The organism is Pseudoalteromonas sp. MSK9-3 (genome assembly GCF_003590335.1).
Classification (GTDB): Bacteria; Pseudomonadota; Gammaproteobacteria; order Enterobacterales; family Alteromonadaceae; genus Pseudoalteromonas.
Genome location: NZ_MIET01000036.1, coordinates 106,731 through 119,602, shown reverse-complemented (window position 1 = coordinate 119,602; position 12,872 = coordinate 106,731). Strand labels below are relative to the sequence as shown.

General features: G+C 42.3%; 12 protein-coding genes. 5 read left to right on the top strand and 7 right to left on the bottom strand.

Annotated elements, in window-relative coordinates; translation table 11 throughout:
• Window positions 1–3 precede the first annotated feature (3 nt).
• Both fadA and tusA read left to right on the top strand, forming a co-directional pair.
• The gene (gene fadA, locus BGP78_RS17645; RefSeq protein WP_119862634.1) at window positions 4–1,170 is read left to right on the top strand and encodes an acetyl-CoA C-acyltransferase FadA; all 1,167 of its coding nucleotides are present in this window, start codon (window positions 4–6) and stop codon (window positions 1,168–1,170) included.
• 188 nt (window positions 1,171–1,358) lie between these two features.
• On the top strand, window positions 1,359–1,598 hold the full coding sequence (tusA, locus tag BGP78_RS17640; RefSeq protein WP_010366287.1) for a sulfurtransferase TusA: 240 nt from the start codon (window positions 1,359–1,361) through the stop codon (window positions 1,596–1,598).
• Between the two features lie 3 nt (window positions 1,599–1,601).
• Here tusA and BGP78_RS17635 read toward each other — a convergent pair whose 3' ends face one another.
• The 7 genes from BGP78_RS17635 to dnaA all read right to left on the bottom strand — a co-directional run bounded on the left by BGP78_RS17635 (window position 1,602) and on the right by dnaA (window position 11,350).
• Window positions 1,602–2,045, bottom strand: coding sequence for a hypothetical protein (locus BGP78_RS17635; RefSeq protein ID WP_182912317.1), 444 nt, complete (start codon window positions 2,043–2,045; stop codon window positions 1,602–1,604).
• Between the two features lie 105 nt (window positions 2,046–2,150).
• Window positions 2,151–4,220, bottom strand: coding sequence for a glycine--tRNA ligase subunit beta (glyS, locus tag BGP78_RS17630; RefSeq protein ID WP_119862609.1), 2,070 nt, complete (start codon window positions 4,218–4,220; stop codon window positions 2,151–2,153).
• A 3-nt stretch (window positions 4,221–4,223) separates the two neighbouring features.
• Entirely contained in the window at window positions 4,224–5,123 is a 900-nt protein-coding gene (glyQ, locus tag BGP78_RS17625) for a glycine--tRNA ligase subunit alpha (protein ID WP_119862608.1), read from the bottom strand.
• Between the two features lie 187 nt (window positions 5,124–5,310).
• Complete coding sequence (gene gyrB, locus BGP78_RS17620) at window positions 5,311–7,734, bottom strand: DNA topoisomerase (ATP-hydrolyzing) subunit B (RefSeq protein WP_119862607.1); 2,424 nt, start codon at window positions 7,732–7,734, stop codon at window positions 5,311–5,313.
• Between the two features lie 12 nt (window positions 7,735–7,746).
• The gene (recF, locus tag BGP78_RS17615) at window positions 7,747–8,835 is read right to left on the bottom strand and encodes a DNA replication/repair protein RecF (RefSeq protein WP_119862606.1); all 1,089 of its coding nucleotides are present in this window, start codon (window positions 8,833–8,835) and stop codon (window positions 7,747–7,749) included.
• Window position 8,836: 1 nt separating this feature from the next.
• Window positions 8,837–9,940, bottom strand: a complete 1,104-nt coding sequence (dnaN, locus tag BGP78_RS17610; RefSeq protein ID WP_119862605.1) for a DNA polymerase III subunit beta — start codon at window positions 9,938–9,940, stop codon at window positions 8,837–8,839.
• Window positions 9,941–9,955: 15 nt separating this feature from the next.
• Window positions 9,956–11,350 (bottom strand): chromosomal replication initiator protein DnaA, encoded by a 1,395-nt coding sequence (dnaA, locus tag BGP78_RS17605; protein ID WP_119862604.1) that lies wholly within the window; start codon window positions 11,348–11,350, stop codon window positions 9,956–9,958.
• 580 nt (window positions 11,351–11,930) lie between these two features.
• Here dnaA and rpmH point away from each other — a divergent pair.
• The 3 genes from rpmH to yidD all read left to right on the top strand — a co-directional run bounded on the left by rpmH (window position 11,931) and on the right by yidD (window position 12,872).
• Window positions 11,931–12,065 (top strand): 50S ribosomal protein L34, encoded by a 135-nt coding sequence (gene rpmH / locus BGP78_RS17600; RefSeq protein WP_004335215.1) that lies wholly within the window; start codon window positions 11,931–11,933, stop codon window positions 12,063–12,065.
• Between the two features lie 5 nt (window positions 12,066–12,070).
• Entirely contained in the window at window positions 12,071–12,520 is a 450-nt protein-coding gene (gene rnpA / locus BGP78_RS17595) for a ribonuclease P protein component (protein WP_119862603.1), read from the top strand.
• A gap of 64 nt (window positions 12,521–12,584) precedes the next feature.
• Window positions 12,585–12,872: a membrane protein insertion efficiency factor YidD gene (gene yidD / locus BGP78_RS17590; protein ID WP_119862633.1), complete on the top strand. Its 288-nt coding sequence runs from the start codon at window positions 12,585–12,587 to the stop codon at window positions 12,870–12,872.

Sequence of the window (12,872 nt, the reverse complement as noted above, 5' to 3'; positions counted from 1 at the left end):
GCAATGCAACAAGCTGTAATCGTCGATTGTCTGCGTACCCCTATGGGTCGATCTAAAAATGGCGTATTTAAACATCGTCGTGCAGAAGATTTAAGTGCACATCTAATGAAAGGGCTACTTGAACGTAACCCTGCTGTAGACCCCGCATCGATTGATGATATTTATTGGGGCTGTGTACAGCAAACATTGGAGCAAGGATTTAATGTTGCCCGAAACGCAGCGTTACTGGCTGGTATTCCTCATTCAGTGCCGGCTGTTACCGTAAACCGTTTATGTGGTTCTTCAATGCAAGCTTTACATGATGCTGCAAGGGCAATTATGACCGGTGCTGGTGATACCTACCTGATTGGTGGCGTAGAGCACATGGGTCACGTACCTATGACGCACGGTGTTGATTTTCATGCCGGATTATCAACATCAATTGCCCAAGCCTCTGGTGTCATGGGTCTCACCGCAGAATACCTAGCGACGCTGCATGGGATCAGCCGTGAACAGCAAGATAACTTTGCATATCGCTCACATCAGCGCGCGCATGCAGCGACGGTTGAAGGCCGCTTTAGTCGTGAAATATTACCGATGCAAGGTCACGATGACGATGGTGTACCTGTACTTGTCGAGCATGATGAAGTGATTCGCCCAGAAACAACGGTAGAAGGTTTGAGTCAATTACGCCCTGTTTTCAATCCAGCATCAGGTACTGTGACAGCGGGTACTTCATCTGCCTTATCTGATGGTGCTTCTGCCATGTTGGTAATGAGCGAAGAAAAAGCCAAAGAACTTGGTTTACCTATTCGCGCACGAATAAAATCAATGGCGGTGGCAGGATGTGATCCATCTATCATGGGTTATGGTCCAGTCCCTGCTAGTAGAAAGGCGCTAAAGCAGGCCGGGATAAGCATTGATGATATTGACGTAGCAGAATTAAACGAAGCATTTGCTGCGCAATCATTACCGGTATTAAAAGACTTAGGTTTATTAGACGTCGCAGACGAAAAAGTTAACCTTAATGGCGGCGCCATTGCCTTAGGCCACCCACTTGGCTGCTCAGGCTCACGAATTAGTACTTCTCTTATTCATATTATGGAAGACAAAAACGCAAAGTATGGTTTAGCCACAATGTGTATTGGTTTAGGCCAAGGCATTGCGACCGTATTTGAGCGCGTCGAGTAGATAATACCGACAGACCCTTTCAACTTGGTGACAAAGGCAAAGTGAGCACATCGCTTTGCCTTTTTTCGTGCTGATATCATGGTAAATCCATTTATTTTCAGCTTTTTCTAAGGGGTGGTTTATTTGTCTAAAAACACTGGTTAAAATAGCGCACAAAATCATTCAGCAGCCGCTAAGCGAGTCAACCCATGCCATTCTCAAACCCAGACCACACATTAGATGCCATTGGCTTGCGTTGCCCTGAACCTGTGATGATGATCCGCGGCATGGTCAGAAAAATGAATACTGGTGAAACACTGTTAATTGTCGCTGATGACCCATCAACGACCCGTGATATTCCCAGCTTTTGTGCGTTTATGGATCATACCTTGATCGCACAAGAAACTGCCGAAGCACCCTATAAATACCTAGTAAAGAAAGGGGTTTAAAGCCTAACCCTTAGTCACCATGACCTTCGGTGATCGGCTATCAGAATAGTCGAGCGTAATTTTATACCAGCCTTTGTGTTTTGGCATAAAGCTAAAATAATTGTAAACCGTATCGCAATCGGCTAATTCAGGTTGGTTTAATTGTAATACCCCCTGCACTTTATATCCGCAGTTAAATCCTTTAGACCAGGCTTCATCCGCGAGTTTAAATTCATACACCTTTCCCGGTGTCATAAACTTTGCTCTGACAGAGTACACCCCCGGCTGAGAGGTTTTTAGCCTATAGTGTGACTCGGCATCCCACAAGGTAAAATCACCTCGTAAATACATTGGCCGATTTAATTCTTTGGCTACTGTGGTCGTCGTTTGCTGTGTGTCTGTAACATGTACCTGACTGGAGCAAGCCGATAATAACAGTGCCAATACAACTGCACTGAGCTTTTTCATTATACAACTCCCCTATATTTATTTTTCGTCATGAGTAACCAGATCAATAGTCTACATTGTAATAAAAAAGCCAGCTCTGGGCTGGCTTTTAACGTGACTAAGTACTTACTTTTGTAATACCGAGATATCTGCGGTATTTAAGAATAAACGACTTAACTGGCTTAACAATGCTAAGCGATTGTTTTTAACCGCGTCATCATCAGCCATAACCATGACATTATCAAAGAAGTTGTCTACGGCTTCACGTAGGCTTGCAAGGCGACTTAGCGCTTGTTGATAATCACCCGCCGCGTACACAGGCGCTAGCTCGGCAGTTAACACACTCACTTGCTGGGCCAAAACTTGCTCCGCAGGTTCAGCTAACAATGCCTCATTGACTTGCGCATCACTGGTAACATTATTTTTCGCCAAAATGTTATTCACACGCTTGTTAGCTGCTGCCAACGCGTCCGCCTCAGCGAGCGTTCTAAAGTGACTAACCGCTTTCACACGTCGATCAAAATCAATTGGTGCGGTTGGCTTGCGTACCAATACAGCTTGAATAACATCAACACTAATGCCTTCATCTTGATACCATGCACGGAAACGACCGAGCATAAATTCAAGTACATCGTCAGCAACTTGATCGTTGCTTAGCTTGTCACCAAACAATGTTTTTGCTTTCGCTACAATGTCGTTAATGTCTAACGTTAACTCTTTTTCAACCATGATGCGTAATGCACCAATAGCAGCACGACGCAGTGCAAATGGGTCTTTGTCACCTTTTGGTGCTTGGCCAATACCAAAGATACCCACAAGTGTATCGAACTTATCAGCCAGTGCCACCGCATAGCTAATTGGATTTGATGGTAAGTCATCCCCGGCAAAACGTGGCATATATTGCTCGTTCTGTGCCAACGCAACCTCTTCGGCCTCACCATCAATACGTGCGTAATGCATACCCATTACACCCTGTACATCCGTAAACTCCATAACCATTTCAGTCATTAAGTCTGTTTTACTCAACAGGCCAGCACGCTCTGCCAATGTCTTATCCGCACCCACTTGCTCAGCGATGTACCCTGCCAAAGCCGCAATACGTTCAGATTTATCTTTTAACGTACCAAGCTGCTTTTGAAATAATACGGACTCTAAAGACGTTAACCTGCTTTCAAGTGTTTTCTTTTTGTCTGTCTCAAAGAAGAACTGCGCATCCGCTAAACGAGGGCGAACGACTTTCTCATTGCCTGCAATGACCACATTTGGATCTTTACTTTCAATGTTAGACACAAACAAGAACTTGTTTATTAAGTTGCCGTCTTGGTCTAACAACGGGAAGTATTTTTGGTCATCTTTCATGGTGTAGATCAGAGCTTCTGATGGTACATCCAAAAAGGCTTCTTCAAATGATGCCGTTAACGTCACTGGCCATTCAACTAATGAAGTAACTTCATCCAGTAAATCTTCATCCATAGCAACTTGTGCATTGACGGCGTTCGCTGCCGCTGCAATTTGCTCACGAATTAAGTTTTTACGCTTATCATAATCAGCAATAACGTAGGCACCCTTTAATACGTCAAAGGCGTCATCTGCATGCTTAATAGTAACGCGTGCAGGATGATGGAAACGGTGACCTTGCAGTTCATTGCTAATAGATTTGCCAAGCACTTCACCTGTCACTTGAGTGCTGCCAAGTAAGGCAGCCACGGTATGTACTGGTCGAATGAATTGTGTTTTATTCGCACCCCAGCGCATTGGCTTTGGAATAGGTAGTTTCGCTAATGCTTTCGCAATGACATCCGCCAGTAGTTCAACAGATTGCTTACCGGATACGGTCGCACGATGTAATAACCAGGCACCTTTATCAGTTTCTAATGTTTCAGCTTCACTGACATCAATGCCACATCCTCGTGCCCAACCTTGTGCTGCTTTCGTTGGGTTACCTTCAGCATCAAATGCAGCCTTAGTAGCAGGACCGCGTTTCTCAACGACTTTATCTTGTTGTTGCGTTTCTAATGCTGAAACCTGTACACCCAAACGACGTGGTGATGCGTACCAATTTACTGATTGAAAGCCTAACTCTAATGACGTTAACTCTGCCGACATGTTGTCTGCAAAAGCTTGTGCAAGCTTACGCAATGCTTTTGGTGGTAACTCTTCAGTACCAATTTCTACTAATAAGTTTTCAGTCGACATTGCTTAATCCTTACAAAGCGGGAAACCAAGGGCTTCACGTGCATCATAATATGCTTGTGCACAGGCTTTAGACAAAGCACGTACTCGTAAAATATAACGTTGACGTTCAGTCACAGAAATTGCATGACGCGCATCCAATAAATTAAAAGCATGTGATGCCTTCATTACCTGCTCATATGCAGGTAATGGCAAACTTGCTTCAATCAGCTTCTGACTTTCTTTTTCACAATGGTCGAATTGTGCAAACAACGCATCCACATCGGCATGTTCAAAGTTATACTTAGATTGCTCTACTTCGTTTTGATGGAATACGTCACCATAGGTGACTTTACCCATAGGGCCATCTGTCCATACGAGGTCATAAATACTGTCTACACCTTGTATATACATGGCTAAACGTTCTAGACCATACGTAATTTCACCTGTTACAGGCGCACATTCAATACCGCCAACTTGCTGGAAATAAGTGAACTGTGTCACTTCCATACCATTAAGCCAAATTTCCCAACCTAGTCCCCATGCACCAAGCGTGGGAGATTCCCAGTTATCTTCAACAAAGCGTACTTCATGGGTTAGTGTATCAATACCCACTGCTTCTAATGACCCTAAATAGATCTCTTGGATATTTTCAGGTGACGGCTTTAACACAACTTGGAATTGGTAATAGTGCTGTAGTCGATTCGGATTTTCACCATAACGGCCATCGGTTGGGCGACGACATGGCTGTACGTACGCACTCGACATTGGCTCAGGGCCAATCGATTTTAAAAATGTAAGCGGATGAAACGTTCCCGCACCTACTTCCATATCCAAAGGCTGAGCAATGATACAGCCTTGCTGTGCCCAGTAATCCTGTAAAGCCAGGATCAAACCTTGAAAGGTTTTAACGTCGTATTTTTGCATAGTTGGCTTAATTATATATTTAGTTCATGACTAAACCCGTATTGCACTGTTTTAGCTTACATCAGTGAAGGGTTTCAAATGTGTGAAAATTATGCTCAGTATACCGCGAGCGCAGCGTGGTTTTAAGCGTTAGACACAAAAAAAGGAGGGAAAACCCTCCTTTTTTTAAATTAATTATGACTTAGAATTATACGTCTAAGTTAACTACACGCAGTGCGTTTGTCTCAATAAACTCACGACGTGGTTCAACTTGGTCACCCATCAGTGTTGCGAATAACTGATCGGCAGCAATCGCATCTTCTACAGTTACTCTTAGCATACGGCGAGCACCTGGATCCATGGTTGTTTCCCACAACTGGTTAGGGTTCATCTCACCCAATCCTTTATAACGTTGTGTATACAAGCCACGTTTAGATTCATTGATCAACCAATCTAGACCCTCGACAAAACTACCAACTTCAAAGGTTTTTTCACCGCGTTGAATATAACCACCGTCACCCATTAAGTTTGCAATGCCCTTACCTGTCTTGGCAATGCGTACATAATCTTTAGAAGTAATAAAGCTATGATCGAGTGTATAGGCTTTGTCTACCCCATGCTGACGGATCTTGATAACTGGGTAATATAAGCTGCGCTCTTCATCAAATTTAACGTCGGCTTCAAATATAGTCGCATCTTCATCACGTGCAATTAAGTCAGCAATGAACGCCTCTGTCCACTGAGTCACTTTAGTTTGATCAGCTAACTCTGCTTCCGTGATCTCAGGCTGATAAATCAAGCGATTCGTTACAGACGCTGGGAACTTACGATTCAAGCGTTCAATAATTTTAACCGTACTTTGATAGTCACTTACCATATCTGCTAATGCTTCGCCTTCAATTGCGGTTGCACCGGTAGTTGGGTAAAGCGCGGCACCGTTTAAGGCTAATGCAGTGAGGTAAACTGTGAGTGCGGCATCATCTTTAATGTACTGCTCTTGCTTACCTTTTTTCACTTTATATAAAGGTGGCTGTGCGATATACACATAACCACGTTCAATGATCTCTGGCATTTGGCGATAGAAGAATGTCAGTAATAAAGTACGAATGTGAGACCCATCCACGTCCGCATCGGTCATGATGATGATACGGTGATAGCGTAGTTTTTCAGGGTTATATTCATCACGGCCAATACCACAGCCCAGTGCAGTGATCAGTGTTGCGACTTCTTGTGAAGACAACATTTTGTCAAAGCGCGCTTTTTCAACATTCAAGATCTTACCTTTAAGTGGCAAGATTGCTTGGTTTTTACGGTTACGGCCTTGCTTTGCCGATCCGCCTGCTGAGTCACCCTCCACTATATATAGTTCAGATAGTGCGGGGTCACGTTCTTGGCAATCCGCTAATTTACCTGGTAAACCAGCTAAATCCATCACCCCTTTACGACGTGTCATTTCACGGGCTTTACGTGCAGCTTCTCGAGCACGCGCGGCATCAATAATTTTACTCACAACAATTTTGGCATCACCTGGGTTTTCAAGTAAGAATTCACTTAGCTTTTCACCCATGGCTTGCTCAACTGCCGTCTTCACTTCACTTGAAACCAACTTATCTTTAGTTTGAGAAGAGAACTTTGGATCTGGTACTTTAACACTGACAACGGCAGTAAGACCTTCACGCGCATCATCGCCGGTCGCATTGCTATTGGTTTTGGCTTTTTTGTTAAAGCCTTCTTTTTCCATATATGTGTTTAACGTACGCGTTAATGCAGAACGGAAACCGGCTAAGTGAGTACCGCCATCACGCTGTGGAATATTGTTGGTGAAACAATAGATATTCTCTTGAAAACCATCATTCCATTGCATTGACACTTCAACACTTGTGCCATCTTCACGTTCACTTGTGAAGTGAAAAACACTCTGATGAACCGGTGTTTTTTTACGGTTTAAGTATTCAACGAACGCTTGAATACCACCGTCATATTTAAAGTGGTCACGTTTATTATCTTCACGCTCATCACTTAAAATGATGCTAACCCCTGAGTTTAGGAATGAAAGCTCACGTAAGCGTTTAGCAAGAATATCAAAGTGAAAATTAATATCAGTGAAGGTTTCTGAACTCGGCCAAAAACGTAATTCAGTTCCCGTTGTTTCAGACTCACCAATTGCAGCCAGTGGTGCATCTGGTACACCCATTGAATAGGTTTGCTGATGCACTTTGCCTTCACGGCGTATTGTTAATTGTAGTTTTTCAGAAAGTGCGTTTACAACAGAAACACCTACACCGTGCAAGCCACCTGATACTTTATATGAGTTATCATCAAACTTACCACCGGCATGTAATACCGTCATGATAACTTCGGCTGCAGATACGCCTTCTTCTTCATGAATTGAGGTTGGAATACCACGACCGTTATCGCGTACTGATACAGAGCCATCAAGGTGAATAGTTACAAAGATATCATCACAATGACCAGCTAACGCTTCATCAATTGAGTTATCAACAACTTCGAATACCATATGATGCAGACCGGTGCCATCATCTGTATCCCCTATATACATTCCAGGACGCTTTCGTACTGCGTCCAATCCTTTCAGTACTTTAATACTGGATGAATCGTAATTTTCAGACATGGTTTCTTCCAATTATTTTGTTATTAAGCTGCCATGTTTCACGTGGAACATTCGTAGTTCACGTTTCATCGGTTCCACGACAGCAGAAATACTTTCAGCGGTAATTGCAGTAATAAACAGTTGAGACTGACACTGCGACAATAATGCAGACACATGCTGCATTGTTTCTTCACCTAACTCTGAAGGTAAGTCGTCGATAAGCAATATCGACTGCTTATCGGTTTCAGATTCAATCAAACTATTCTGCGCAATTTTCAATGCATACAGAAGGAGTTTCAATTGACCCCGAGATAGAATACTTTCAACACTATGGCCATGAATATAAAAACTGAAGTCAGCTTTATGCGGCCCTTTACTTGTATAGCCAAGCTTTGTATCACGCTGAAACTGTTGTTTCAGCGTATCAGCTAAGCTATCTTTCCACCCTTCATCATAGCGCAATTCAAGCCCTGAGAATATGGGTATTTGACTAACTATTTTATCAAAAAAATGGGCGTTAAACCTACTTATATACTCTTCTCGGTGTTTATTTATTTTCTCTGCTAATCGAACAAACTCTTTGTCCCAATATTGAATTTGCTCAGCATAGTTATTAGGCCTTAACTTTAACAGCGCATTACGCTGTTTGAGTACTTTATTGAAATCTTTCCACTCTTGAAAAAATTCATGTTCCACGTGGAACACGCCTAAATCCATAAACTTTCTGCGCTCCTTGGGACCGCCAAAAAACAAATCATAACTTTCTGGTGTTATCACTTGAACTGGGATCAACTGAGCGAGTTCAGAGACCTTTCGACTAGACTGCCCTTGGATCCGTAAAGAGGTTTCGCCTGACGTGTCTTTACCGATTCCAACTGGTATAGACAAGCTAAGATGCTGTTTTTTAGCATGCACAGCACACCGGGTCTGTTCATGACGGATCAATAATTTATGCTTATTAGTACGAAAGGACTTGCCGTGGGAAAGAAAATATATGGCTTCTAACAGACTTGTTTTACCACTGCCATTAGCGCCAATGATGACATTTATGTCGGGGCTGGGTTCTAAAGAAATCGCCTCGATGTTTCGAAAGTCACCGAGGCTTAAGTGGGTAAGACTCATTTTATAAACGCATTGGCATCACAACATACATCGCTTCATCATCACCAGCACCTTCAATTAACGCACTGCTATTAGAGTCAGCTAAAGTAAACTGCACGTCTTCCGTTTTGAGTGTATTTAACACATCCAGTACATATGACACATTAAACCCAATTTCTAAATCATCTCCTTCATAACCCACTTCAACCACTTCTTCGGCTTGTTCTTGCTCTGGGTTATTGGCACTGATCTTTAATAATCCACTAGATAGATTTAACCGTACACCACGAAATTTCTCATTAGATAAAATAGACACACGCTGAAAAGCACTGCGTAACCACTCTCGATTGGCCGTCACTAATTTATCACCACCTCGTGGTAATACACGTCTATAATCGGGAAAACGACCGTCAACCAGTTTACTGGTAAAAGTAAACTCGGTATCGATGACACGAACATGGTTTGCGCCAAACTGAATACTTAACAGCTCGTCATCTGCAGGCAATAACCGCATTATTTCCTGTACGCCCTTGCGTGGAATAATCAGCTGACGCTGCATATCAACAGATTCTGATAATTTCTTCTGCGCAATCGCCAACCTGTGTCCATCTGTGGCCACAGTTTTAATTTCACTGTTATCCACTTCGAACGACATGCCGTTTAAGTAATAGCGTACATCTTGATTCGCCATTGAGAAATGCGTACTTTCTAGCAGCTTGCGTAACTCTAAACGAGTTAGTTGAAATTCAACTTCACCCTCCCACTGCTCTAGATTAGGAAAATCTTCCGCAGCCAATGTCGTCAACGAGAAGCGACTTTTGCCGCTTGTGAGCAACAATTGATGCTCTTGGCTTGCCAGTTTAATTTCAGAGCTATCTGGCAAACTCTTACAAATATCTAATAGCTTTTTCGCGGGCAGTGTAATTTTAGCGTCACTCACTGCCCCTTCCAATTTTACAGCCGCCACCAACTCAATTTCCAAATCGGTTCCTGTCATCGCTAACGTACCGTCTTTAATTTCGAGTAATACATTAGATAAAATAGGCAGAGTATGTTTGCGTTCTATCGCACCGGAAACCTGTGTTAACGGTTTTAAAAACTGCTCTCTTGAAATGGTTATTTGCATAATAAAAACGAGCCCTTAAGACGACAATGTTCTGATCAAATTTTGATAATCTTCTTTTACTTCGTGTGATTCATCACGAAGTGCCTTCACTTTACGACATGCATGCAACACAGTTGTATGATCTCGACCACCAAACGCATCGCCAATTTCTGGCAAACTATGATTTGTTAATTCTTTTGATAATGCCATCGCGACTTGACGCGGGCGTGCCACTGACCGACTACGGCGCTTTGATAATAAGTCAGACACACGTATACGATAATATTCTGCAACAGTACGCTGAATATTATCAATCGTTACCAGCTTGTCTTGTAACGCCAATAAATCACGCAGCGCTTCTTTTACGAAGTCGATAGAGATAGGTCGACCGGTAAAATTGGCATTGGCAATAACTCGGTTTAACGCCCCTTCTAATTCACGTACATTCGAGCGTAATTTTTTCGCAATAAAAAATGCCACTTCATGGGGCAAGTTTATATTACTTTGCTGTGCCTTCTTCATTAAAATCGCTACGCGCGTTTCCAATTCAGGCGGCTCAATTGCAATCGTTAAGCCCCAACCAAAGCGAGATTTAAGACGGTCTTCTACCCCTTCGATTTCTTTAGGGTAACGATCTGATGTCAAAATAATCTGCTGATTACCTTCAAGCAATGCATTAAAGGTATGAAAGAACTCTTCTTGTGACCGTTCTTTATTAGCAAAAAATTGAATATCATCGATCATTAACGCGTCAACACTACGGTAATAACGTTTAAATTCTTCTATCGCATTATTTTGTAATGCCTTTACCATGTCTTGCACAAAACGTTCTGAGTGCATATAGACAATTTTCGCGTCTGGCTTTTTTGCTAAAATGCCATTACCAACAGCATGCAATAAATGTGTTTTACCTAAGCCCGTCCCGCCATAAATAAACACAGGATTAAATGCTGAACCAGGGTTATCAGACACCTGAGTCGCAGCGGCTTTCGCTAATTGGTTTGACTTACCTTCAACAAAATTATCAAAAGTATAATTCTCTTTGATATTAGGGCGATAAGCTGACTTTGGTGCAGGCTCAACCTTTTCAATTACCGGTGCGGCAACATTCTGCGTACTGGCTGCAGGCTGTGCACTGACGACCGGTGCTTGTTGGCTATCAGCACTTGGCTGTTGACCCAAAATAGGTTTGCTACCCACATCAAAATGCAACTTGGGTGCTTCATCACCACAAATCTCAATCAGTAATTCATTAATACGATTTAAATACTTTTCTCTCACCCAATCCAACACAAACCGGTTAGGCGCATAAATCGTTAAGGTATCATCGGTACTTTCTGCTTGTAGTGGTCTAACCCACATACTAAATTGCTGAGATGGCAGTTCATCTTGCAACACATATAAACAACTTTGCCAAACCGACAGATACACGCTGAACTCCAATACACAGTTAATATTCCCGAGCACCAATAAAGGTCTAAATTCACCCAGAAATTTTCGTTTATTATCATTAAATTAATAATGGAAGCCGAGTATTATGAATGGATCTTATCCACAACTTCAATATTGACTTTTCAAAAAATGAGGATCCTGTTGATAAAAAATATTAAACAACTGTTTTAATTAAGTTTTTATTTTAGATCCAAGAGTTAGATCATAGCAAAAAACAGACAAGATCTCACTGCTAATTTACGATCATTTTTAGTTTTCCCAAGGTTTTTGCCATATTTCCCCCATAGCCTGTGGAAAACTTCAATTAGATCAGATCGATCGAGATCTGCTGGTGTGATCGAAAGATCACCTTTATAATGCCGCAGCTTTATATAATAGCGACTATTACTAATAGCTATGTAGCACGCTACTAGGTATTAGCTAAAAAACCACCAGCGCCTGAGATTGTTATTGACTTTCTCGGCTATGGGCATTACTATCTCGCGCTCGCAATGGCACCTGTGCCAGGATCGCGACCTGCATAGGATGTTTTAAACTTAACCGATCGGACGGAAATGTTATGAAAAGAACTTTTCAACCTAGCGTTCTTAAACGCAAACGTGCTCACGGCTTCCGTGCTCGCATGGCAACTGTAAATGGCCGTAAAGTACTAGCACGTCGTCGTGCTAAAGGCCGTAAAGTACTTTCTGCTTAATATAAGTGGAAAGCTTTAGCTTTGGCAGGGAGTTACGTCTGTTAACTCCCTCGCATTACTCTCGAATATTCCAAGAACCTGCTCGCGCAGCAACCCCTTATTTTACTCTTCTAGCTAAGCCAAATGATATTGGACGTCCTCGTCTCGGTCTGACTGTTGCTAAAAAGCGCTGTAAACTGGCTTGCCAACGTAATCGCATTAAACGACTTGCTCGCGAAAGTTTTCGTTTAAATCAACACAAACTCGATAACATTGATATTGTATTAATGGTTAAAAGCGGTGTTGATGAACAAAGTAATGCAGAGTTAACGCAACAGCTTAATAAGATGTGGCGAAAACTCAATGAACGTTGTAAACCTGGTGCGCCCAAGCCTAAACCGTTTAAAAAGCGCCCAGCAAAGAATGTAAAAAAAGCAAACACGCAGCAAAAGCGCGATAATACACCCCGTTCATAGCTTTAACCCTTGATTTAGGGTATCTTTAGCTCACCTTTTGAACATTAATAGTGTGGCAATGATAATTAAAGTGCTCAAGCCTTGGTTCACCGTATTGCTCAGTGCTCCAAAGCACACCTTTATATTTTTGATTAAAGGTTACCAACACTTTATTAGTCCTCTGCTAGGTCCACATTGTCGTTTTAATCCAACTTGCTCAAGTTATGCCATACAAGCAATTAATTGCCATGGTTTGCTAAAAGGGAGTTGGTTCGCGGTCAAACGCATATTAAAATGTCACCCTTTAAGTGCAGGCGGGGATGACCCCGTACCTGAGAAATCAACCCAAGTTAAACATCAACACGAGAAATAA